17 protein-coding genes are annotated in these 24,691 nt (G+C 66.9%); 12 read left to right on the top strand and 5 right to left on the bottom strand.

What is annotated here, in order from left to right:
- Window positions 1–15: 15 nt before the first annotated feature.
- The 3 genes from AC1RJ5_RS21470 to AC1RJ5_RS21460 form a co-directional block, all read right to left on the bottom strand.
- The gene (locus AC1RJ5_RS21470; RefSeq protein ID WP_269575954.1) at window positions 16–3,126 is read right to left on the bottom strand and encodes a TonB-dependent receptor domain-containing protein; all 3,111 of its coding nucleotides are present in this window, start codon (window positions 3,124–3,126) and stop codon (window positions 16–18) included.
- A 148-nt stretch (window positions 3,127–3,274) separates the two neighbouring features.
- Window positions 3,275–4,228, bottom strand: coding sequence for a transketolase family protein (locus AC1RJ5_RS21465; protein WP_493115614.1), 954 nt, complete (start codon window positions 4,226–4,228; stop codon window positions 3,275–3,277).
- Window positions 4,225–5,013: a transketolase gene (locus AC1RJ5_RS21460; protein ID WP_342249862.1), complete on the bottom strand. Its 789-nt coding sequence runs from the start codon at window positions 5,011–5,013 to the stop codon at window positions 4,225–4,227. Before AC1RJ5_RS21460 ends, AC1RJ5_RS21465 begins: the two co-directional genes overlap by 4 nt.
- Before the next feature lie 436 nt (window positions 5,014–5,449).
- Between AC1RJ5_RS21460 and lldD the strand changes: the two genes are divergently transcribed.
- From lldD to AC1RJ5_RS21400, 12 genes are all read left to right on the top strand, one after another.
- Window positions 5,450–6,589, top strand: a complete 1,140-nt coding sequence (gene lldD / locus AC1RJ5_RS21455; protein ID WP_269575957.1) for an FMN-dependent L-lactate dehydrogenase LldD — start codon at window positions 5,450–5,452, stop codon at window positions 6,587–6,589.
- Window positions 6,586–7,350 carry an L-rhamnose 1-dehydrogenase Lra1 gene (gene lra1 / locus AC1RJ5_RS21450; protein ID WP_342249861.1) on the top strand — a complete coding sequence of 255 codons (765 nt, stop codon included), beginning with the start codon at window positions 6,586–6,588 and terminating at the stop codon, window positions 7,348–7,350. The genes lldD and lra1 overlap by 4 nt, the downstream gene beginning before the upstream one ends.
- Window positions 7,351–7,566: 216 nt before the next feature.
- Window positions 7,567–8,961 (top strand): glycoside hydrolase family 140 protein, encoded by a 1,395-nt coding sequence (locus tag AC1RJ5_RS21445; protein WP_493115611.1) that lies wholly within the window; start codon window positions 7,567–7,569, stop codon window positions 8,959–8,961.
- Between the two features lie 10 nt (window positions 8,962–8,971).
- Entirely contained in the window at window positions 8,972–10,162 is a 1,191-nt protein-coding gene (gene rhmD / locus AC1RJ5_RS21440; protein WP_493115609.1) for an L-rhamnonate dehydratase, read from the top strand.
- 12 nt (window positions 10,163–10,174) lie between these two features.
- Complete coding sequence (locus AC1RJ5_RS21435) at window positions 10,175–11,032, top strand: fumarylacetoacetate hydrolase family protein (protein ID WP_493115607.1); 858 nt, start codon at window positions 10,175–10,177, stop codon at window positions 11,030–11,032.
- A complete protein-coding gene (locus tag AC1RJ5_RS21430) occupies window positions 11,029–11,778 on the top strand; it encodes an SDR family NAD(P)-dependent oxidoreductase (RefSeq protein ID WP_269575962.1) in 750 nt (249 codons plus the stop codon). Before AC1RJ5_RS21435 ends, AC1RJ5_RS21430 begins: the two co-directional genes overlap by 4 nt.
- Entirely contained in the window at window positions 11,778–12,689 is a 912-nt protein-coding gene (locus tag AC1RJ5_RS21425) for an amidohydrolase family protein (RefSeq protein ID WP_493115605.1), read from the top strand. Before AC1RJ5_RS21430 ends, AC1RJ5_RS21425 begins: the two co-directional genes overlap by 1 nt.
- A complete protein-coding gene (locus tag AC1RJ5_RS21420) occupies window positions 12,686–15,769 on the top strand; it encodes a family 78 glycoside hydrolase catalytic domain (RefSeq protein WP_493115603.1) in 3,084 nt (1,027 codons plus the stop codon). The genes AC1RJ5_RS21425 and AC1RJ5_RS21420 overlap by 4 nt, the downstream gene beginning before the upstream one ends.
- A gap of 2 nt (window positions 15,770–15,771) precedes the next feature.
- Window positions 15,772–16,455: an aspartate/glutamate racemase family protein gene (locus tag AC1RJ5_RS21415; protein WP_493115834.1), complete on the top strand. Its 684-nt coding sequence runs from the start codon at window positions 15,772–15,774 to the stop codon at window positions 16,453–16,455.
- Entirely contained in the window at window positions 16,452–17,696 is a 1,245-nt protein-coding gene (locus tag AC1RJ5_RS21410; protein ID WP_342249856.1) for an MFS transporter, read from the top strand. Before AC1RJ5_RS21415 ends, AC1RJ5_RS21410 begins: the two co-directional genes overlap by 4 nt.
- Before the next feature lie 11 nt (window positions 17,697–17,707).
- Window positions 17,708–19,093 (top strand): glycoside hydrolase family 140 protein, encoded by a 1,386-nt coding sequence (locus AC1RJ5_RS21405; protein WP_493115601.1) that lies wholly within the window; start codon window positions 17,708–17,710, stop codon window positions 19,091–19,093.
- The gene (locus tag AC1RJ5_RS21400) at window positions 19,090–21,162 is read left to right on the top strand and encodes a beta-galactosidase (protein ID WP_493115599.1); all 2,073 of its coding nucleotides are present in this window, start codon (window positions 19,090–19,092) and stop codon (window positions 21,160–21,162) included. Before AC1RJ5_RS21405 ends, AC1RJ5_RS21400 begins: the two co-directional genes overlap by 4 nt.
- An 882-nt stretch (window positions 21,163–22,044) precedes the next feature.
- Here the strand turns inward: AC1RJ5_RS21400 and AC1RJ5_RS21395 are convergent.
- Window positions 22,045–23,319: a four-carbon acid sugar kinase family protein gene (locus AC1RJ5_RS21395; RefSeq protein ID WP_493115597.1), complete on the bottom strand. Its 1,275-nt coding sequence runs from the start codon at window positions 23,317–23,319 to the stop codon at window positions 22,045–22,047.
- Window positions 23,320–23,424: 105 nt separating this feature from the next.
- Window positions 23,425–24,690, bottom strand: a complete 1,266-nt coding sequence (locus AC1RJ5_RS21390) for a ribulose-bisphosphate carboxylase large subunit family protein (protein WP_342249852.1) — start codon at window positions 24,688–24,690, stop codon at window positions 23,425–23,427.
- Window position 24,691: the final 1 nt, after the last annotated feature.

Below are 24,691 nucleotides of genomic sequence, written 5' to 3'. Positions count from 1 at the left end.
CAACTTGGGGGGCCTTCAGAACTTGAGACGGATACCCGCATAGTAACGGCGACCGATGATATCCCAGATCGCGTTCGGGCTGCCGTTGGGCGTGCCGGTCCAGAGCGGCGGCGCCTGGACGTTGAACAGATTGTTCACACCCGCATAGAGCTCGAAATTCTCGATGCCCTTATAGCGGATTTGGGCGTTGTTGTAGTTCTTCGCGCCGATCGTGAAGTACTTCTTGTCCGGAAGCGAACCGTTGGCCAGACGGAACGTCGTCTGGTAGTTCTCATAGTCGAACATCTGGGAGCCGGTGACTTCACCCGTGATGGTGAACCCGAACGAGTCATTGTCCCAGTTCAGGCCGTAGTTGAACGAGTCGCGCGGCGTGCCGATCTCGCCCATGGTGTTGTCATAGGCGTCGCCGGTCAGCGGAACGATGCCCTGCTTGAGCAGGTGGGTCCAGCTGCCCGACCAGGTCGCCGTGCCGCCCAGGATCTTGTGGCTGTAGCTCAGCGTCATGTCGATGCCGCGGGTGAACTGGCCACCGCTGTTGACGAGACCGCGCACCACCTGCTCGACCGAGCCGACGCTGAACGCGCCCGAAGGCTGCTGGCGGCGGGTCACGAACTGGCAGAAATCCGCCAGGCCACTGACATAGCATTTGTTGAGCACGGTCGCCGCAGCGAGGCGGTTGATCGCGTTCTCGAGCTTGATGTCGTAGTAGTCGGCGGTGATCGTCAGGCCGCGCAGCGCGTGGATCGAGCGCGGGTTGATCACCACGCCGAACGTCTTGGTCTTGCCGGTTTCCTGCTGGATGCCGGGGTTGCTAGCCGTGATGCTGCCGACGCCCGCCGTGTCCGACGAAGTCAGCGTCATCGATCCGTTCGCGTTGATGTTCGCGAGCACGCCCGGATCCTTGCGGCAGTTCACTGCCACCGCCGAGGTCTGCGCCAGCGTCACGCCCTGGCACGGATCGGTGATGGTGATGATGCCGGCCGCGGCCGCCGCATAGAGCTCGCCGATGTTCGGCGCGCGGACGGCATGGGCATAGACCGCACGGAAGCGGATATCCTCGACCGGCGCCCATTCGCCGCCGACGTTCCAGGCCCAGAAGCTGCCGACGGTGGAGTAGTCGGACAGGCGCGCAGCGCCGCGCAGCGTCAGGTTCTGGAAGAAGGGCGTGTCGCGCAGGATCGGCACGACGAGTTCGCCATACGCTTCCTTGACGTTGAACTTGCCCTTGGTGTCGAGCAGTTGGACATAGCCGTTACGCGCGGTGTTGGTCAGCGGATCGAAGTCGTCCATGCTGTACTCGGAACGCCACTCGGCGCCGACCGAGACCTGCACCGGGCCGGCCGGCAGGTTGAACAGCGTACCGCCGACGTTCACCGCCGCCGTCTGCAGCTCCTGCTTCGAATAGCGGCTCATCTCGGTCATCAGCCACGCAGCGGCTTCCTTCGAGACCTTCGAAGTACCGTCCGCGTTCAGGCCGAAGACGTTGATCGGCACGCAGCCATTCGCACGCGCGGTCGCGTCGACGCACACGGCTTCGGTGGTGTTGCCGTTCTTGTTGTAGTCGAACACGTCGGGCATCACCTGCACCGCCTGGGCAAGGCGGTTGAGGTCGGCGAGGCCGGTCATGCTCTGGCGCTGCTTGGTGAAGCCGTACTGATAGTAGAAGTCGGCGGTCCAGTCGCCGCCGATCTTGTAGGTGCCGCCGATCACCGCGCGGAAATTGTCACGCTCGGTCGGGGTACTGCGCGTGCCGTCGCCGAACATCGTCGTGCGGAGCAGAAAGCTGACGTCCTTCGAAGCGATCGCGTCGTTGACGGCGCGATTGTCCGCCGCGTTGAACACCGCGGTCGGCACAAACGGGTTGTTGACGATGCGGACATCAGCCGGGTTGCTCGGGTTCACGACCTGGAACTGGATCGGGAAATACCCGTTCGTGCCGTTGAACGCGCCCAGCGCGCTGTCCGTGCGCATCGGCGAGGCTTCGCGACGGCCCTTGGTCTTGTAGTTCGAGAAGGTCGATTCAACGAACAGGTTCAGCTTGTCGCTCACGTCGAAGTTCGCGCGCGTGGCGACCGTGATCTGGTTCGACGGCGAGGCCTGCTGGCCCAGCGCGGCCGCGTTATAGCCGTACTTGTTGATCTTCGCGACGACCGTGGGGTCGTTGTAGTTCGTGCCGTTCACCGCCGGATAGGTGTCGAGCGTGCCGTCCGCCAGGATCAGCCGGCTGCCGACGCCACCGAAGTTGAACACGCCGCCCGGACCGACGTTCGACGGCTGGTAGAAGCGCGTGAACAGGTTCTGCGCGGCGGTCAGGTTCGCGTCGCTGTTGCCTCCAACGCGCTGCGTGTTGCCCAGGCTGCTATAGCCGGCTGCGGTCCGCTCGCGCTTGTAGTTGGGCACGTCACCTTCGTGATTGTACCCGGCATAGATCATCACGTTGCCACGGCCGTCGGCGAAATTCTGGCCGAAGGTTCCGTTGATCGAATAGCGCTTGTCGTCGCCGAGTTCCGAGATGCCGGCCTGTGCATTGGCCTGGAAGCCCTGGAAATTCTTCTTGTAGACGAAGTTGACCACGCCCGCGATCGCGTCCGAGCCATAGACGGCTGAGGCGCCGCCGGTCAGCACGTCGACACGCTCGACGAACGAGGTCGGGATCATCGACAGGTCGACGGTCGAGGTGCCCGGAATGCCGGCGACCGAGCGGCGGCCGTCGATCAGCACCAGGGTGCGGTTGTCGCCAAGGTTGCGCAGGTTGACGGTGGCGAGACCCGGATTGGTATCGCCGGCGTTGCTGACGCGGGTCTGGCCGGGCACGCCGACCGCCGGGATCTGGGCCAGTGCTTCCTGGACGTTGGTCGCGCCGATATTCTGGATCGTCTCGGCGGTAACGGCCTGCAGCGGCGACGGCGAAGTCAGCGTCGGGCTTTTGATGCGGCTGCCGGTGACGACGATCGCATCATTCTGCGTCACTGGCTCCTGCGGCGTCTCGGCCACGGTGTCCGGCGCCGGCGCGGTCTGCTGCGCGAATGCGGCAGGCGCGACGACGAGCGTCATGGCGCTGACCCCGGTCAGTAGCATTCCGCGCAGCAGCGGCGCGGGACGCACTGTCTTGAACGACTTATTCATTTCCACTCCCTTCCCAATTCTTATGTTCTCGTGCCGAAGCACCTCACGTCATTCGTTGCGGCCCCACCGCCGCCCCGTCACGTTCCCCCCGGCGGCAGCGCGGAGCGCTCCGCCATGTTGCGACCGGTCGATGCCGACGGCGCTGCCATCAGCCTTTCCCCGCCACCAGTTCGCGGGCGGCATCGGCGATGCCTTCCGCGGTGAGTCCGAAATGCTCCATCAGCCAGCTCGCCGACCCGGTCGGCAGGAAGCCGGGGAAGCCCAGCATCCGCATCGGTACCGGGCGGTGGCGCGCGCAATGCTCGGCAACCGCGCCGCCAAGCCCGCCGGTCGCCAGCCCTTCCTCGGCCGTCACGATCGCGCCGGTTCCAGCCGCGGCAAGCACCGCATCGCCGTCGAGCGGCGACACCGTCGTCATGTTGACCACGCGCGCCTCGATTCCCTCGCCGGCCAGCAGCGCGGCAGCGGCCAGCGCGCGGTGCACCAGTGTGCCATTGGCGAGGATCGCAACGTCGCCGCCGTCGCGCAGCAGCTCTGCCTTGCCGATCGTGAAGGCCGCATCCTCGCCGCGCGCGAGCGCCGGCACCGGCATCCGGCTGATCCGGACGAACACTGGCCCGGCGTGCGCCGCTGCCGCCTTGATCGCCTCCGCGGTTTCCCAGGGATCCGACGGGACGATCACGGTCAGCTTGTCGATCGCGCGCAGCCAGGCGACGTCCTCGATGCTGTGATGCGTCGCGCCGAGCTCGCCATAGGCGACGCCGCTCGAGATGCCGCACAGCTTCACATTGGCCTGGCTATAGGCGCAATCGACCTTGATCTGCTCCATCGCGCGGGCGGTCAGGAAGCAGGCCGCCCCGCTGACGAAGGGGATCTTGCCGCCATTGGCGAGACCGGCGCCGACGCCGACCATGTTCTGCTCGGCGATGCCGACATTGATCAGCCGCGCCGGAAAGCGATCGCGAAACTTGCCGAGCTTGGACGAGCCCACCGAATCATTGACCACGGCGACGATGCGCGCATCCGCCGCGGCCAGTTCCTCGAGCGCACCGACATAGGCGTCGCGGCAATCGAACATGTCGGGTGCGACCACGTCCTTCACGCGCGCAGCTCCGCTTCCAGCTCGGCGATCGCCTGGGCATATTGCTCGGCGTCCGGCACGCCGTGGTGCCAGCCTGCCTGGTCGCGCATGTAGCTGACGCCCTGCCCCTTGAAGGTGTTCGCGATCAGCACGCGCGGCTTGTCGCGCGGCTCGGCAGCTTCATCGAACGCCGCGAGCAGCGCTTCATGGTCATGGCCATCGACTTCGACCACGTCCCAGCCGAACGCGCGCCACTTGTCGGCCAGCGGTTCGAGCGAATTGGTGTCCTCGGTGCGGGCGCCCTGCTGCAGCCGGTTGCGGTCCACGATCACGGTGAGGTTGCCGAGGCCGCGATGGCCGGCGAACATCGCCGCTTCCCACATGCTGCCTTCCTGCAGCTCGCCGTCGCCGGTGAGCACGAACACGCGGTAGTCCGCACCGTCGATCTGCCCGGCCACCGCGACGCCCACGCCCACCGGGAAACCGTGCCCGAGTGGTCCGGTGTTGGTCTCGACGCCAGGCAGATAGTTGCGATTCGGGTGGCCGTTCAGCCGCGAGCCCGGCTGAAGATAGGTGTCGAGCTCGGCCTCGGGAAAGAAACCCGCCCCCGCCAGCGCGCTATAAAGCGCGCCGGTGCAATGGCCCTTGCTGAGGATGAAGCGATCGCGCTCCGGCGCATCGGGCGATTTCGGATCGATCCGAAGGATATCGAAATAGAGCGATGCCACGATGTCAGCGGCTGAGAGGTCGCCGCCCGGGTGCCCCTGGCCGGCAACGAAGATCATCTTCAAGAGACGCCGGCGCATCCAATTGGCGCGCTCACGCACGTGGTTTGCACGAATTTCCAAGCGCGTGGAGCGGTCGCCCGCCACCTCCGGCCTTTCCAGCTTATGCATCTATCTCTCCTTTCCGCTCGTTAGCCGGGGAAAGGGGCAATTGCAACGATTAGTACTATAATATCTTCAATATCCCGGGTATCCGGCTTACGACTTTTTTGTTTTCCGTCATTTAGCGAAGAAATTGACAATATCGAAACCGGGCCGTTAGACCGGCGCAGCACCCCCAAGACGCTGCCAGAGGGGCGAATTTTAGGATCGAGATGATGAAAGCACGCGACTCGCGCCGGTCGGGAAAGCGCCGGCGCGCCCCCTTCGGAGCAGCCCTCATCGCCAGGAAAAATGTGGCGACGATGATTGCACAATCCGTTTCCCGCGGCCGCGCCGAACGCCATAAGGCATTTCCATGATCATCGCTTCAGCCACTGATTTCCGCGAGGCCGCCCGCCGCCGCCTGCCGCGCTTCCTGTTCGACTATGCCGATGGCGGAGCCTATGCAGAGGAGACGCTCCGCCGCAACGTGAGCGACCTGTCGGGCATCGCCCTGCGCCAGCGCGTGCTGAAGGATGTCGCCACGATCGACCTTTCCACCACCCTGTTCGGCCGCGAGATCGCGCTGCCGGTGGGGCTCGGTCCGGTCGGGATCAGTGGCATGTACGCCCGGCGCGGCGAGCTCCAGGCAGCAAGCGCCGCCCGCGCAGCCGGCGTGCCGATGTGCCTGTCCACCGTGTCGATCTGCCCGATCGAGGACGTCGCGCAAAAGGCCGATCCCTTCTGGTTCCAGCTCTATGTGATCCGCGACCGCGCCTTCATGAAGGACCTCATCGCCCGCGCGAAGGCGGCCGGAGCGAAGGCGCTGGTATTCACCGTCGACATGCCGGTGCCCGGCGCACGCTACCGCGACGCGCATTCGGGCATGTCCGGCCCCAATGCGCCCCTGCGCCGCGTGCTCCAGGCAATGGGCAAGCCGCACTGGTCCTGGGATGTCGGCCTGCGCGGCCGCCCGCACACGCTGGGCAACCTTCTTCCGGTGCTCGGCAAGGACAGCGGCCTCAACGACTATATGGGCTGGCTCGGCGCCAATTTCGATCCGTCGATCCAGTGGCGCGATCTCGAATGGATCCGCGCCGCCTGGGATGGCCCGCTGATCATCAAGGGCATCCTCGATCCCGAGGACGCGCGTGAGGCCGCCGCGATCGGCGCCGACGGCATCGTCGTCTCGAACCATGGCGGCCGTCAGCTCGACGGCGTGCTGTCGAGCGCCCGGGCGCTGCCCGCGATCGCCGATGCCGTCCGCGATAGACTGACCATCCTGGCGGATGGCGGCGTGCGCAACGGGCTCGATGTGGTGCGGATGCTCGCGCTCGGCGCGCACTCGGTGCTGCTCGGCCGGGCTTGGGTCTATGCCCTCGCCGCGCAGGGCGAAGCAGGCGTGACGAAGCTGCTCGAGCTGATCGCCAAGGAAATGACGGTCGCGATGACGCTGACCGGGGTCAATCGGATCGAAGCGATCGATCGCTCGATCCTGGCAGAGGATGTAAGATGAAGCTTCTTGAAGGAAAGACCGTGCTGGTCACCGGCGGCTCCACCGGCATCGGCCGCGCAGCCGCGATCGGCGCCGCGCAGCACGGCGCCGATGTCGCGATCAACTATGTGGCGAGCGACGAGAAGGCCCAGTCCTGTCTCGCCGAGATCGAGGCGCTGGGCCGCCGGGGCATTGCGGTGAAGGGCGACGTCGCACTGCCCGAGACCGCGACCGATTTCGTGGCCAAGGCGGTCGAGGCATTCGGCAAGGTCGACGTGATGGTCTCCAACGCGGGCATCTGTCCGTTCCACGCCTTCCTCGACATGCCGGTCGAGACGGTCGACCGCACCTTCCGGGTCAATCTCCACGGCGCCTATTACATGGTGCAGGCTGCGGCCAACCAGATGGTCAAGCAAGGGCATGGCGGCGCAATCGTCGCGGTCTCCTCGATCTCGGCGCTGGTCGGCGGCGAGTTCCAGACGCACTACACGCCCACCAAGGCCGGTGTGCATTCGCTGATGCAGTCGGCTGCGATCGCACTCGGCAAGCACGGCATCCGCTGCAACAGCGTGCTGCCTGGCACCATCCTCACCGAGATCAACAAGGACGATCTCGCCGACGAAGCGAAGCGCCATTACATGGAAGAGCGCACCCCGCTCGGCCGCCTCGGCATGCCCGAGGATCTCGCCGGGCCGATCGTCTTCCTTGCTTCGGACATGGCAGCCTATGTCACCGGCGCCGCGCTGCTGGTCGACGGCGGCATGTTCGTGAACCTCCAATAAGCCCGCCGCCCCGTTTGGGGCCGGAGGGATCGCCGGACAGCGCATCATGCTCCGCGTGATGCGCTCGACTGCGTACGCCGCGCGCCGGCGTCGGCCCGTATCCACCGCAATTAACGGCAGAAGTGCGCGACGGCGGTTGACTTAAATAATACTATTATACAATGAACGTCAGACAGCGGGGGCCACGATTCCCGCGCTTCGGGAGAGGGAAGTCTGATGCACGCCGGCTCGTTTCTGCTGGCCGCGCTTGCGGCCGCTGCGGCAGTCGCCACGCCGGCCGCCGCGCAGACCCCCCCCCTCTCGGTCGCGCCGAACGGCCATTATCTGCTCGCCGGCGGCAAGCCCTTCTTCTGGATGGGCGACACCGGCTGGCTGCTGCTCAGCCGCACCAGCCGCGCCGAGGCAGAACAGTACCTCCTCACCCGCAAGCGCCAGGGCTTCAACGTCGTCCAGATCATGGTGCTCCACACCGAGAAGATGACCAACCCGGCTACTGGCCCCGCGCTGGTCGATGGCGATCCCGGCCGCCCGCGCACGACGCCGGGCAATGATCCGGCCAGGGCCGGCGAATATGACTATTGGGACCATCTCGACTGGGTCGCGAAGCGCGCCGAGGAACTCGGCATCTATCTCGCGATGGTGCCCTGCTGGGGCTCGATCGCAGACGGCGGCAAGCTGAACCTGCAAAACGCACCCGCCTATGGCCGCTTCCTCGCCGAGCGCTACAGGAACCAGCCCAACATCATCTGGCTCAACGGGGGCGACACCCGTTCAGAGATGCGCACCGCAGTGTGGGACGCGCTGGGATCGACGATCAAGCGCTACGATCCCGGCCATCTGATGACCTTCCACCCGATCGGCCGCACCGACTCCTCCTGGCAATATCACGACGCGCCCTGGCTCGATTTCAACATGTTCCAGTCAGGCCATCGCTCCTATGCGCAGGAAGGCGCGAGCGCGATTGGTGAGGACAATTGGCGCTATGTCGCCACCGACTGGATCCGCCTGCCCACCAAGCCGGTGATCGACGGCGAGCCGAGCTATGAGGGCATCCCCCACGGCCTGCACGAGGCGAACCAGCCGCGCTGGCTGGCCCCTGACGCGCGCCGCTATGCCTGGTGGGCGGTGATGGCCGGCGCGTTCGGCCACACCTATGGCGAAAACCACGTCATGCAGTTCTTCACGCCCGGTGCGGACACGGCCAATTTCGAGCCGGTCACGCCGTGGCAGCAGGCGATCGAGGCGCCCGGCGCCAACCAGATGCAGTATCTGCGTCGCCTGATCGAATCGCGCCCGATGCTCGAGCGCGTGCCCGATCCGTCGCTGATCACCGACAATGGCACCCGCTATGACCGTGTGCTGGCGAGCCGCGGCAAGGGCTATGTATTTGTCTATACATATACCGGTCGCCCGTTCACGCTGCGGCTCGGCACGACCACGGGCAAGCAGGTCAGCGCGCACTGGTATTCGCCGCGCGACGGCCAGTCGGTGGAAATCGGGACTTTCAACAACACAGGCCAGCACCGCTTCGATCCGCCGGGGGAAACCGCGCCGGGCAATGACTGGGTGCTGGTGCTCGACGACGCGCGCACGCCGCGCGCCGGTCAATAAGGGAATGCGCATGAGCCTGCCGAAGATCAAACATGTCCGCGCCTTCGTCGTGCGCGGCGGTGGCGGCGCCGATTATCACGACCAGGGCGAAGGCCATTGGATCGACGATCACATCGCCACGCCGATGGCGCGCTATCCCGAATATCGCGCCTCGCGGCAGAGCTTCGGCATCAACGTGCTCGGCACTTTGGTGGTCGAGCTGGAGGCCGAGGACGGCACGGTCGGCTTCGCGGTCACCACCGGCGGCGAGCCCGCCGCCTATATCGTCGAGAAGCATCTCGCCCGCTTCCTCGAAGGGCGCAGCCCGTACGAGTTCGAGAAGATCTGGGACCAGATGTATTTCTCGACCCAATATTATGGCCGCAAGGGCCTGGTGATCAACGCGATCTCGGGCGTCGATCTCGCGCTTTGGGACCTGCTCGGCAAGCTGCGCGGCGAGCCGGTCTATCACATGCTCGGCGGCGCGGTCCGCGACGAGCTGCAATTCTACGCGACCGGCGCGCGGCCGGACATCGCCAAGGAACTCGGCTTCATCGGCGGCAAGCTTCCGCTCCACCACGGCCCGGCCGAAGGCTTTGAGGGGCTGGAGAAGAACATCGCCCTGCTCGCCGACATGCGCGCCAAGTGCGGCGACGATTTCTGGCTGATGTATGATTGCTGGATGTCGCTCGACCTCGACTATGCCACCCGCCTCGCGCATCGCGCCTGGAACGAGTGCGGGCTGAAGTGGATCGAGGAGGCGCTGAGCCCCGATGATTACTGGGGCTATGCCCAGCTCAAGAAGAATGCTCCCAAGGGCCTGCTCGTCACCACCGGCGAGCATGAGGCGACCCGCTGGGGCTTCCGCATGCTGATGGACATGGAATGCTGCGACATCATCCAGCCGGACGTGGGCTGGTGCGGCGGCGTGACCGAGCTGATCAAGATCGCCAACTATGCCGATTCAAAGGGCGTGATGATGGTCCCGCACGGCTCGTCGGTGTACAGCTATCACTTCGTCATCACCCGCCACAATTCGCCCTTCGCCGAGTTCCTGATGATGCATCCGGGGCCGACCGAGGTGGTGCCGATGTTCGCGCCGCAGCTGCTCGGCGAGCCGGTGCCCGTAAACGGCAGGATCCGCGCGAGCGAACTCGACAAGCCGGGTTTCGGCGTCGAGCTCAACCGCGATATCGCCCTTCACCGCCCCTATTCCCGCTAAGGATAGTACCTCATGAAGCTTTGCCGTTATGGCGCCCCGGGCGCCGAGAAGCCCGGCCTGATCGACAGCGATGGCCGCATCCGTGATCTCTCCGCGCATGTCGCCGATATCGGCCCCGACGCGCTCGGCAAGGATGCCCTCGCCCGCCTCGCCGCGATCGATCCCGCCAGCCTGCCCTTGGTCGAGGGCGATGTCCGCTACGGCGCGTGCGTCGGCGGCACCCGCCAGTTCATCGCGATCGGCACCAACTTCGCCGATCACGCCGCGGAATCGAACCTGCCGGTGCCCGAGGAGCCCGTGGTCTTCCAGAAGTGGGTGAGCTGCATCCAGGGCCCGAACGATCCCGTCACCATCCCGAAGGACTCGAAGAAGACCGATTGGGAAGTCGAGCTCGGCGTCGTCATCGGCACCGCCGCTTCCTACGTCACCGAGGAGGAAGCCCTCGACTATGTCGCCGGCTATTGCGTCATCAACGACGTGTCCGAGCGCCACTGGCAGGTCGAGCGCGGCCTGACCTGGGACAAGGGCAAGGGCTTCCCGACCTTCGGCCCGATCGGCCCGTGGATGGTGACCAAGGACGAAGTCGGCGATCCGCAGGATCTCGGCATGTGGCTGTCGGTCAACGGCAGGAAGATGCAGAACGGCAACAGCAAGACGATGATCTTCACCGTCGCGCAGATCGTCGCCTATTGCTCGCAGTTCATGACGCTGCTCCCCGGCGACGTCATCACCACCGGCACCCCGCCGGGCGTCGGCCTCGGCCAGAAGCCCGAGCCCTGGTATCTGAAGGCCGGCGACGTGGTCGAGCTCGGCATCGAGAAGCTCGGCGAGCAGCGCCAGGAGTTCGTCGCATGGCAGGCCGCCAAGTGAGCGTGTTCGCGGGACGCTATGCCGGCCGCTGCGCCGTCGTCACCGGCGGCGCCTCGGGCCTCGGCAAGGCCGTGGCGACGCGGATCGTCGCGGAGGGCGGCAAGGTCGTCCTCTGGGATCTCAACGCAGACGCCCTCGCCGCCGCCCAGGCGGAAGTCGGCGCTGCCGGCGTGCAGGCGCTCGACGTGTCCGATGCCGCCGCGGTCGAAGCCGCTGCGAAAGCCAGTGCCGAAATCCTCGGCAAGATCGACGTGCTGGTCTGCTCGGCCGGGATCACCGGCGCGACCGTGCCGGTCCATGAATTCCCGCTCGACAGCTGGCTGCGGGTGATGGACATCAACCTGAACGGCCTGTTCTACTGCAACCGCGCGATCGTGCCGCTGATGCTCGAGAACGGCTATGGCCGCATCGTCAACATCGCCTCGGTCGCCGGCAAGGAAGGCAATCCGAACGCCAGCGCCTATTCGGCGTCCAAGGCCGGTGTGATCGGCTTCACCAAGTCGCTCGGCAAGGAACTGGCCGGCAAGGGCGTGATCGCCAATGCGCTCACCCCCGCCACCTTCGAGAGCCCGATCCTCGCCCAGCTCCCCCAGAGCCAGGTCGATTACATGCGCTCGAAGATCCCGATGGGCCGCCTCGGCGAAGTCGAGGAATCGGCCGCCATGGTCTGCTTCATGGCCTCGGAGGAGTGCAGCTTCACCACCGCCTCGACCTTCGACACCTCGGGCGGCCGAACCACCTTCTGATGCCCCAGCGCCCGCCCTTCATCGATCCGCACGTCCATCTCTGGAACCTGTCGCACATCCGCTATCCGTGGCTGATGCCGCCGTTCAGCGAGGACGGGCCCAATGGCAGCGTCGAGCCCATCGCCAGCGATTATGGGCTCGACGACTATCTGGTCGATGCGGGCGATTGGGACGTGCGCGGGATCGTCCATATCGATGCGGGCGCGCATCCCGACGACGCGCTCCGCGAAACCGAGTGGCTCCAGGCCATGGCCGACCGGAGCGGCATGCCCAACGGTATCGTCGCCTTCGCGGCGCTCGAAAGCCCGACGCTGGAGGGCCTGCTCGGCGCCCATGTCGCGCACCCCAATGTGCGCGGCATCCGCCACATCGTGAACTGGCATGCCGATCCGCAGCGCAGCTATTCGCCGGCCGACATCACCACTTCGGACGCATGGATGCGCGGCTTCGGCCTGCTCGCGAAATACGGCCTGAGCTTCGATCTCCAGGCCTATCCCGGCCAGCTCGCGCATCTCGCCGGGCTGATCGCCAGGCACCCGGACATCCAGGTCATCGTCAATCACACCGGCATGGCGATCCCCGGCGACGCGCATGGCTGGGCGGTCTGGCGCAACGGCATGGCAGCGCTCGCCGCGCTGCCCAATGTCGCGGTCAAGATCTCGGGCATGGGCTTCACCTGGCGCCCCTGGGACCTCGACCGGGCCCGCCCCTATGTGCTCGAGACGATCGAGCTGTTCGGCACCGACCGGGCGATGTTCGCCAGCAACTTCCCCACCGACAAGCTGTTCGGCAGCTTCGACCGGCATCTCGGCGCCTATGACGCGATCACCTTCGATTTCTCGGCGGACGAGCGCCTCGCGCTGTTCGCCGGCAATGCCAACCGCATCTATCGTCTTGGCCTGACCCTATGACCCTGCACGTCGTCGATCTGCGTACCGAGAACACTGTCGAGCTTCTCGGCACCGAGGCCGAGCGGCCTCGCCTTTCCTGGCGGATCGAAAGCGACACGCCGGGCACGGTGCAGGCACAGTACCGCATCCGCGCCGCCGCCAGCGCAGACTCACTCGCCGGCGCCGGTCTGCTCTGGGACAGCGGCGCGGTGGCCAGCGATGCCAGCTTCGACATCGCCTATGCAGGCCCGCCTCTCGCTTCGATGCAGCGCATCTGGTGGTCGGTCGAGGCCCATGACGATGCCGGGCGCGTCGCCCATTCTGACCCGTCCTGGTTCGAGACCGGTCTGCTCGCGCCCACCGACTGGCGCGCCGACTGGATCGAAGCCGAAGACGCATTCGCCGCAGCCGAACGCGCCGCCGGGGTCACCTGGGTGTGGAGCGAAACCGCGCTCGACGACCGACCCCACGCCTTCCGCCTCGATTTCGACGCCCCCGCCGATCTCGTCCGCGCCGAGGTGCTGGTCGCCGGCAAGGACCACCTCCGCGGCGTCTGGGTCAATGGCGAGAAGTCGCCGCTCGACTGGCATTTCGACTGGGACACCTATCTCCCCTTCTGGGGCACGCTCGCCCCCTATGCCGGCGAAGTGAAGCCAGGCCGCAACAGCGTCTGCGCGCTGGTCGAAGCCGACACCACCGGCTTCTTCCCCGTGGATGGCGGCGCCTTCGCCGCGCTGATCCGGCTGTACCGCGCCGATGGCAGCGTCGATCGGATCGTCAGCAGCGCCTTCCGCCTGATGCCCTCCCCGCCGGAGGGCTGGACGGCGCCCGGCTTCGACGCGAGCGACTGGACCGCGCCCGTCCCCAGCGGCGCCAACGTCCACAACGATCCGCGTCCCAGCGAACCGGCGATGCTGCTGCGCACGGAGTTCACCGCCGACCAGCCGGTCGTCGCGGCACGGCTCTATGCCACCGCGCTCGGCGCCTATGACGCACGGATCAACGGCCAGCCCGTCTCCGGCGCGATCCTCGCCCCTGAGATCAGCGTCACGGCCGACCATGTCCTCTACCAGGCGTACGACGTCACCGACCTGATCCGCCCCGGCGCCAACGCGTTCGGCGCGACGGTCGGCGACGGCTTCTATGCCAGCCCGTTCGGTTGGCGGATCGAGCGCTATGGCTTCGGCCCCGCCCCACGCCGCTTCCGCGCCCAGCTGCGCCTCGATTACGCCGACGGCACCAGCCGATGGATCGAGACCGGCCCCGACTGGCGCCTCGCCCCCTCGGCGATCTCCAAGTCCGAAATCTATGACGGCGAGACCCGCGATGCCCGCGACGAGCAGCCTGGCTGGGACCTGCCCGGCTTCGACGCCTCGGCATGGACGCAAGCCAAGCGCGGCGCGGAGCCCGACACCCGCCTGATCGCCCTGACCTCGCCCCTGCTCGAACGCACCGGCAGCCTGAAGGCACGCAGTGTCAGCGAGCCGCTGCCCGGCCGCTACGTGTTCGACTTCGGCCAGAACTTCCCCGGCTGGGTCCGCATCCGTGCGACCGGCCCGGCGGGTACGACGATCACCGCCAAGTTCGCCGAACTGCTCAACCCCGACGGCACCGCCGATCTCGCCAATCTCCGCCTGGCAAAAGCGACCGACAGCTTCACCCTAGCTGGCACCGGCGAGGAAGTCTTCGAGCCGAGCTTCACCTATCACGGCTTCCGCTATGTCGAGATCGCCGGCTATCCCGGCGTGCCGACCCTCGACGACATCGAGGGCGTGGTCGTCCACAGCGCCTGCCGCGAGACCGGCGGCGTGACCTTCCACGACGCGCCGCTGCTCCAGACCATCTTCGACAACGCATTGTGGAGCCAGCGCTCGAACTTCTTCGCGGTGCCCACCGATTGCCCGCAGCGCGACGAGCGCATGGGCTGGATGGGCGACATCCAGGTCTTCGCGGACGCCGCCGCGTTCAACATGGAGGTCGATCCCTTCATCCGCCGCTTCCTGCTCGAAGCGCGCGCGGCGCAGCGGCCCGACGGTGCCTATCCGATCGTGGTGCCGCAGCCGCTCTCCTTCCCTGACGTCGTGACCGCGGGCTGGAGCGAGGCCGGGATCATCCTGCCCTGGCAGCTCTGGCGGCGTTACGGCGACACCGCCGTGATCGACGAGAATTGGGACGCGATGGCAGGCTGGATGGCCTTTGTCGCACGCACCAACCCCGACCATATCTGGCGCAACGATCGCGGGCTCGATCTCGGCGACTGGCTCTCGGTCGATGCGATCAAGCCCGATGACGAGACCACTCCGCGCGTGCTGTGCGCCACTGCCTATTGGGCCTGGTGCGCCGAGCTGATGGCCGAGATGGCCGAGGCCACCGGCCGCGACGCCGGCGAATGGCGCGCGCTGCACGCGAAGATCGCCGCCGCCTTCGCCGCCGAGTTCGTCGCCGCTGACGGCACCGTCGGCAATGGCAGCCAGGCGAGCCAGGTGCTCGCGCTGTTCATGGGTCTGGTGCCCGAGGATAGCCGCGCCGCCGCTGCCGAAGTGCTGGCCAAGGACATCCGCGCACGCGGCATGAAGCTCTCCACCGGCTTCCTCGGCACGCCCTATATCCTTGACGTGCTCGCCGATGCCGGCCGGCATGACGAAGTCACGGGGCTGCTGCTCCAGACCGGCTATCCGAGCTGGGGCTATATGCCTGCCCAAGGCGCTACGACGATGTGGGAACGCTGGAACGGCGACACCGGCGACCTGTCGATGAACAGCTACAACCACTATGCCTTCGGCGCGATCGTCGGCTTCTTCTACCGGCGACTGGCGGGCATCGCGCCCGCCGCGCCCGGCTTCCGCCGGATCGCCGCGCGGCCGCTCTGGTATCCGGCGATCGGCCGGGTCTCGGCGCGCTACGAGTCCGTGGTCGGCCTTATCGCCGCCGAAACCGATGGCGATGCAAGCGGCCTCACCCGCTTCACGCTCACCATCCCCGCCAACACCATCGCCGAAATCGACCTGCCCGGAAGCGGCTGGCGCCTCGGCGACACGCCGGTCGACAGCCGTACGGAAGTCGGCGCTGGCACCCATGCATTCATGAAATCCGGAGAGTGACGATGCCTACCCTCGGCCTGATCCATAATTCGGCAACGCTGGTGCCGATCTTCACCGAGATCGCGGCACGGGTAATGCCCGCCGACGTCAAGCTGCTCCACTTCGTCGACGAGAGCACGATCAAGAACACGATCGCCGCCGGCCATCTCCAGAAGTCGACGATGCGCCAGGTGGTCCGGCTGGTCGGCTCGGCATTCGATGCCGGCTGCGATGTCGCGATGGTCACCTGCTCGTCGATCGGCAAGGCCGTCGAGATGGCGGCCGAGCTCTACGACCAGCCCGTGCTGCGCGTCGATCGCGCCATGGCCGAGAAGGCCGTCGCCAGCGGCACCCGCATCGGCGTGGTCGCCACGCTTCCCACCACCCTCCAGCCGACCGCCGACCTTGTCCGCCGCGTCGCCGCCGAGCAGGGCAAGCAGATCGAGATCGTCGAGCATCTCTGCGAAGGCGCGTTCCAGGCCGTGATGGCCGGCGACGGCGCCACGCATGACCGGATCGTGAGCGAAGGACTGACCGAAGGCATGAAGGGCGTCGACGCGATCGTCCTCGCCCAGGCATCGATGGCGCGCGTCGTCGCCAGCCTGCCCGAGGGTGCGGTTTCGGCACCCGTGTACGCCAGCCCCGAACTCGGCATGGAGCATGCCCGCGCCGTGCTGGCGGGCCTCGGCCAAGGCTCGGGGAAGTGAAGAAGCGGCGGCTGGTCCTCGGCTTCCTCGCCACCCTATCGATCATCACCTTTATCGACCGGCTGGCGATCGCGGTCACCGGCCCGTCGATCCAGAAGGACCTCGGCATCACCCCTGCCGAATGGGGCTGGGTGCTGAGCGCCTATGTCATCGCCTATGCGGTGTTCGAGATCCCCTCGGGCGCGATGGGCGACAAGCATGGCTATCGCAAGGAGCTGACCCGGATCACGGTCTGGTGGTCGTTCTTCACAGCGATCACCGCGGTGTGCCGCAACTTCTGGCAGCTCGCCGCCGCGCGCTTCCTGTTCGGCCTCGGCGCGGCCGGCGCCTATCCCAACATGACCGGCGTGCTCTATCGCTGGCTGCCGGCGCGCGAGCGTGCGCGCGGCCAGGGCGTGATCTGGGCCGCCAGCCGCTTCGGCGGTGCCCTCGCCCCGCTACTACTGGTTCCCGCCAACAAGCATCTCGGCTGGCAGGCGGTGTTCGTCCTGCTCGGCGTAATCGGCGCGATCTGGGCGCTGGCCTGGTGGAAATGGTTCCACGACAAGCCCGCCGAACAGCCCGGCATTACGCCTGAGGAAGTCGCCGAGATCGGCAGTGACGAGCATGCCGGCCATAGCGGCACGCCGTGGAAGCAGCTGTTCGCCCTGCCCCAGCTGTGGCTGATCTCGATCGCCTATCTGTTCTACGCCTTCGGCAGCTGGTTCTTCTTCGGCTGGTTCCCGACCTGGATGGTCAAGGGCGCCGGCTTCACCGTCGACGAGATGGGCCTGTACGGCTCGATTCCGTTCCTGCTCGGCGTGGTCGGCAACCTCGTCGGCGGCGTGCTGTGCGATCGCCTCGCGGCGCGGATCGGCATCCGCAACGCCTATCGCCTGATCGCCTCGACCTGCCTGGTGGTCACCGCTGCTTTGCTCGTCGCAATGAGCCTGGCGACCAGCAAGTTCGCGATCGTGGCACTTGCCGGCGCCGCCTTCATGGTGATGGACCTGATGCTCCCCGCCGCCTGGGCGATGTGCATGGCGATCGGCGGTCGCTTCGGCGGCACCGCCTCGGGCGTGATGAACACCGCCGGCAATCTCGGCGGCTTCGTATGCTCGGTGGCGTTCGGCTACGTCGTCGCCGCCACCGGCAACTACAACCTGCCGCTGCAGGGCATCGCGCTGATGGTGGTCCTGGCGGCCGTGATCTTCGCGACCATCGATTGCACCAAGGGCTTCGACCACAAGAAGTCGATCTGAGGAGGGAAGACATGCGCTGGCTGATCGCCGCCGCCGGATGCTCGCTCGCCACATCCGCTGTGTCCGCGCAGGACCGCACGCCGCCGCTCAAGCTATCGGCGAACGGCCGCTATCTGGAATCGAACGGCAAGCCCTTCTTCTGGCTCGGCGACACCGGCTGGCTGCTGCTCGGCAAGCTCAACCGCGAGGAGACCGAAGCCTATTTCGCCAAGCGCGAGGCGCAGGGCTACAACGTCATCCAGGTGATGATGCTGCACGGGCCGAAGATGGAGAACCCCGTCGCCGGCCCGGCCCTGGTGGAAGGCGACCTCACCCGCCCGCGCGTCACCCCCGGCAACGATCCCGCCAAGCCCGGCGAATATGACTATTGGGACCATCTCGACTGGGTGTTCGACCGTGCCGCCGCGCACGGCCTCTACATCGCGCTGGTGCCGGTCTGGGGCGACTTCGCCGATTTCCGCCTGCTCAACGCCGATACCGCCCCGGTGATCGGCCGCTTCGCCGCCGAGCGCTACAAGAACAAGCCCAACCTGATCTGGGTCAACGGCGGCGATCGCTATCCCGAGCTCTCCCCGCTCGCCTGGGACATTCTCGGAAAGACGATCCGCGCGATCGATCCCAACCATCTGATGACCTATCACCCGGCCGGCCGCGCCAGCTCGTCCTGGATGTTCCACGACGCGCCCTGGCTCGATTTCAACATGTACCAGTCGGGCCACCAGAGCTATGCGCAGGACCACCAGCTCAACGCGCGCGGCGAGGATAACTGGGTCTACACCACCGACGATCTCTCGCGCAGCCCGGCCAAGCCGACGATCGACGCCGAGCCGAGCTACGAGAACATCCCCCACGGCCTCGATCGCGCGCCCGAGCCGCGCTGGGGCGCCGCCGACGCACGCCGCTATGCCTGGTGGTCGGTCCTCGCCGGCGCCTTCGGCCACACCTATGGCGAAAACAGCGTCATGCAGTTCTTCACGCCGGGCAAGAAGGCCAATGCCTATTGGCCCAAGCTCTCCTGGCAGGAAGGGCTAGACGCCCCCGGTGGCAGCCAGATGCACCACCTCAAGGACCTGATCCTCTCGCGCCCCTTCTTCGAGCGCGTGCCCGATCAGTCGCTGATCCCCGACAGCGGCCCGCGCTACGAGCGCGTCGCCGCCACCCGCGGCAAGAGCTACGCCATCGCCTATACCTATACCGGCCGCCCCTTCCATGTCCGGATGGGCAAGATCAGCGGCACCCGCGTCCGCGCCGCCTGGTTCGATCCGCGCACCGGGGCAAGCACGCCGATCGGCACTTTCGCCAACACGGGCGTCCGCCTGTTCACGCCGCCCGGCAAGACCGCACCGGGCAATGACTGGGCGCTCGTGCTCGACGACGCCAAGGGGAATAACCAGTGAAGACCTTCGCCCTCGCCACCGCCCTCCTGCTCGCCGGCGCCGCCGCCCCGCTGCCCGCGCTTGCGCAGCAGGAAGCGCAAAAGGCCTCCCCCGCCGCCGCCAAGGTCGCGCACGAACGCCTCTATATCGGTTCGGCATGGTATCCCGAGCAATGGCCCGAAAGCGCCTGGGCCGAGGATCTCCGCCTGATGCAGGGCCACGGCGCCAATGTCGTCCGCATCGGCGAATATGCCTGGAGCAAGATGGAGCCGGAGGAAGGCAAGTACGACATGGACTGGCTGGTCCGCGCCGTCCGCATGGCCAACAAATACGGCATGAAGGTCGTCATCGGCACGCCGACCGACACGCCCCCGGCCTGGATGACCCAGAAATACCCGGACACGCTGCAGATCGACGGCACCGGCAAGCAGATCGGCCATGGCAGCCGCCGGCAATTCTCGATCTCCTCAAGCCGCTATCGGACGTTCGCCCGCGACATCGTCACCCGCATGGCCCAGGCGCTCAAGGACGAGCCCAATGTCATCGGTTGGCAGATCGGCAACGAGCCGACCGACGAGAGCTATGACCCCGAAGCCCGCGCCGCCTGGGTGGCGTGGCTCAAGCAGCGCTACGGCACGCTCGACAAGCTCAACGCCGCCTGGACCACCGAATATTGGTCGCAGACCTACACCGCCTGGGAGCAGGTGCCGTTCAACAGCGACAAGGCCAATCCCGGCTGGATGCTCGAGCTCAAGCGCTTCATCACCTCGCAGTGGCGCGCCTTCCACCGCAACCAGATCGACGCGGTCCGCGCCGTGGTCGGCGACAAGCAGTTCATCACGATCAACTTCGGCGGGCTCGGCTGGGCCAATCGCTTCGATCGCTACGAGATGAACCGCGACCTCGATTTCGCTTCCTGGGACGAATATGTCGGCATGGGCCATGTGAAGCCCTATCGCATGGGCGCCACCCACGACCTCGTGCGCGGCTGGAAGCGCAAGAATTTCTGGGTGATGGAAACCCAGCCCGGCTTCGTGAACTGGGCGCCGGTCAGCAACATGCTCTATCCCGGCGAGACCCGCGCAGTCGCCTGGCAGGCGGTCGGCCACGGCGCCGACGCGGTGCTCTACTGGCAGTGGCGCAACGCGCTGAACGGCCAGGAGACGATGCACGGCTCGATCGTCGGCCCCGACGGCAAGCCGCTGCCCGTCTATCCCGAGATCCAGCAGATCGGCCGCGAGATGAAGGCCGCCTCGCCGGCGCTGGCCGGCACCACCCCGGTCTCCCCGGTCGCGATCCTCCAGGACTATCCGAGCCGCTGGGCGATCGACTTCCAGCTCCACCACAAGGATTACGACCAGATCGAGACGCTGCTCGACTATTACCAGCCGCTCAAGAACGCGCTGGGCGCCGTCGATGTCGTCGAGGCAGCGGAAGCCCCGCTGGCCGGCTACAAACTGGTCGTCGCCCCCAGCCTCAACGTCATCACGGACGCGACTGCCAAGCGCCTGACCGACTATGTCCGCGGCGGCGGGCACCTGATCCTTGGGCCCCGCTCGGGCATGAAGGACGAGTACAACCGCCTAGACACCGTCCGCCAGCCCGGCCCGCTCGCCGAACTGCTCGGCGGCCAGGTCGAGCAATTCTACGCGCTCGACGAGCCGATCGAGGTTGGCACCGGCAAGGCAACGATCTGGGCCGAAATGCTCTCGACCAGCGCACCGGACACCCAGGTGCTGCTGCGCTACGGCAAGGCCAATGGCTGGCTCGACGGCAAGCCCGCCGCGATCTCGCGCAAGGTCGGCAAGGGCAGCATCACCTATGTCGGCGCGCTGGTCGATGACGGCGTGATGAAGACCCTTATCGACACCGCCCTCGCCGACGCCAGGGTATCGCGCGATTTCGCCGTGCCCGAGGATGTCGAGCTGATGACCCGCGAGGGCCAGGGCAAGCGCATCGTCATCCTGGTCAACCATAGCCGGGAGCCGCGCGAGGTGGTCCTGCCGGCGGCGATGACCGACCTGCTGGCGGGTGGGAAGGTGAGCAAGGTTACGCTGGGCAGTGAGGGTGTCGCGGTGCTGCAGCGGTGAGAGGCAACAATTCCCCTCCCTGCAAGGGAGGGGCAAGGGGTGGGTTAGAAAAGGTCGGGCTCGATGCCCGGCCTTTTCTTTTCTCCCCCAACGGCCAGCTGAGCTCGCTACGCTCGCAACCCACCCCCAACCCCTCCCTTGCAGGGAGGGGAGCAAGAAGGCGGGGTGGTGTGTTCGCTCAACCCCACCCCTTCCCCGGCGAAGGCCGGGGCCCAGTTTCGGCGCAGTATCGATGGCGCAGGAACCTCACGAACGACATCGCAACTGGGCCCCGGCCTTCGCCGGGGGAACGAAAATAGCGAAATGCCGACGGCCTGGGCTCTTGCCTTCAGCTTCAAAGCCCGATGAACCGGCGGCGCCGAACTAACGTCGAGGATGCTTCATGCTCTTGGAGCTCTCGATCCGCCATCTATTGTCGGCTCTAGGCTTCAGGGTAGCTATCTCAAGGATAGCGAAAGATCGATATTTGACCGTATATCGACAATCGACTGCCGGTCCCAACGCATCTGTCGCATCGACGCATGCTATATCGCTGATTCTGGGGTCGTTTGTCGTCTTGACGAACTCCATATCCCCGTCGAGCACCGAAAGACCGGCCGTAGCTCTGCCAAATTCTTCAGAGTCCCGCTCGATAACCGCTTCAAGTAATTGCCCTTTCGTTGGGCACACGGGCATGGATTGGCAATTCAGAGCTTGCACCAATGCGAACAACAGCATCCTGATCTCCCCCGCTGTCGAGAATCAGATGCTACGCGGGAGATCAACCTCCGCATACCCCTACGGGCCTTTGACCTATTCCGTCCGCGCGGATTGGTGGCTGCCGGGCACAAGGCCGGAGTGAGGCGGCATCCTGGGAAAGCCCGACGCTGATAGGCCCCAAACCTATCCCCCCAGCCGAACCGTCTCGAAAAACCCGTCCCCGCCCATCTGCCCGCCCTTGAGCACCAGCTCGAGCCCATCCACGGCAGGATCGGCAGCATGCGCCCGCACCAGCGGCGCGCCGCGTTCGATCGGTGCGGCCCAGGTCAGCGCGTCGATGCCGAGCTGCGCGACGCCGTGGCTCGACGTGTCGCCGCCCGCGAACAGCAGCCGCTGCAATCCGGCCCGGCGCACCACCTGCGCGGCAACCCGGCCCAATGCCTGACCCAGCTTCTCGCCCGCCGCCGGTGCCGTCGCGTCCAGTGGCCCCTCGGCCGAATGGATCAGCGCCTTGCCCTGCCCGGCCAGCGCCGCCAGCGCCGCATCGGCCAGCCGCGCCTCTTCCGCCGAAGACCCCTCCAGCAGCGCGCCGACATCTGCCAGCGTCGCGGCGAAGCCATCCGCCGCACTCCGCCCGATCTGCCGCGCCGTCGCCGGCGAGCAGCTCCCGCTCACTACCAGCAACCGGTCGACCGCCCCGGCGCGCACCTCCGCCGGTCGCCCGTCGATCAGCCCGGCCGCCTGCCAGGCCAGCACCAGCGCCCGGGTCACGCCTGAGCTGCCCGCCGCGAAGCGCACGCCGCGCGACAGCAGCACCTCGCCCGCCGCCGCCAGATCCTCCATCGCGACGCCGTCGAACAGCACTGCATCGGCATCGGCCGCGTCGAACCCCGCGCCCGCCTGCCCGGCCCGGATCGCTTCCAGCGACACCAGCGCCACCCGTGCTTCGCTCTGCCCGGCGAGATGGCGGATCAGGTCGGCCTCGTGCATCGGCGTTACCGGATGGCGCGCCATGGTCGGGTGGCGATCGATGCGGAACACCTCGGCGCCCGCCGCCGCGAACAGATTGCCGAACGCGACATAGCGGCGCAGGTGCGGCGCGCCGACCAGGATCGCCGCCTTGCCCGGAAACGCCGCCCGGCCCAGCTCGATCGCGCGGCCGATCGATCCGGTGGTCGGGCTGGAATCGAAGGTTGAGCAGGTCTTGTAATGGACCGTCGCTCCCTCCCCCAGCGCCGCGAAGGCGGGGGGAAGATGCGCGTCCATCCACGCGGGCGATTGGCTGCGGCTGTCCCCGGCAATGCCGATCGCGCGCACGTCGGCAAAGCGCGCCCGCAGCGCCGCATCGGGCGCGCGCAGGAACAGCACCGCCGGCACCCCGCCTTCGGCAAGCTGCTCGAGCACATCGGTGGAGCCGGTGAAATCGTCGCCGTAAAAGCCGTAGAGAAGGTCGGTCATTTCACTCTCATCCGTCATCCCGGCGAAAGCCGGGATCTCAGGCGAAGGCACGGGACAGGAGCCGCGCGAGATCCCGGCTTTCGCCGGGATGACGACGGTGGCGGATCATCCCCCAAACGCCCCCAGCGCCGCCGCCAGTTCGGGCGCGTCCTTCGCCGCCTGCTCGGCCGGCACCCCGGCAACCGCCGCATCCCAGGCCTGGCGCAGCGCGCGCACGCCTGCCGCCGGGCCGCCCGGATGCGCCATGATCCCGCCGCCGGCGGCGAACATGCAATCGACCGATCCGAGCGCGGCATAGGTCGGCGCCGCCTGCCGGGCCGACTGGCCCGAGGAGAAGACCGGCATGATCTCGCAGCCCTTGTTCGGCGCGTCGAACATCGGCGTCAGGCATTCGCGGGCCGATGCGATCACGCTCTCATTGGTCTCGCAGAACTTGTTGTCGATGCCGTTGACATGCGTGTGGTCGATGCCCGCAAGCCGCCACAGCTTCTGGAAGGCGATATAGCTCATCCCGATCGCCGGCGAGCGGCCGAGCATGCCCCAGCCGTTGCGGTGCCCGTGGATCGGCAGCTGCGAATGGGCGCGCAGCACCTTCATCGCCGGCAGGCCGATCGAGTTCATGCTCGCCATGATGCAGGTGCCGCCCTCGGCCAGAACATGGTCGTGCCGCGCCAGCATCTCGTCGATCTCGCCGGTCAGGTTCGCGGCGTACATCACCTTCTTGCCGGTGCGCTGCGCATGATCGTTGATGACGCGCATGACCGCGCTCACCCGCTCGTTGAACGGACAATGCGGCCCGTCGGCCTGGAGCTCGTCATCCTTGATGAAGTCGATCCCGGCCTCGACCAGCCCGCGCACCTGCTCGGCGGTCGCTTCGGGGGAGAGGCCGACGCTCGGCTTGATGATCGTGCCGATGATCGGGCGACCATGCACCCCGGCCAGCTTGCGCGTGCCCTCCACGCCGAATTGCGGCCCCTGGTAACGGGTGAGGAATTCGGGCGGCAGCTTCAGGTCGATCAGCCGCAGGCCCGAAAAGGCCTTGAGCTCGCTGAGGTTGCCGTTGACCGTCGCCAGCAGATTGGGAAGCGACAGCCCCATGTTCGACACCGGCCAGGACAGCACCACGCGTGCCGCCCGCCGGGTCGCGTCACCCGATTTGGGCAGCCCCGATCCCGGCAGCGACGGCACCGCGACTTCGCCCAGCTCGGTCAGTTCCTCGACACGGGCCGCATGGGCCTCGCGCAGCTCATCGGTCTCGCCCGGCACGCGGACGAAGGTGCCGGTCGATTGCTCGCCGGCCATCGTCGCCGCCGCCTGCGCGAGCGGGAAAGCGGTTTCGATCCAGTAGGTAGCGTAGATCCGCGGTTCCATC

This window comes from Sphingomonas sp. GW822-FHT03G08 (assembly GCF_058801135.1).
Note: the sequence above shows the minus strand (reverse complement) of the source record. Positions and strands in the feature narration are given on the sequence as shown.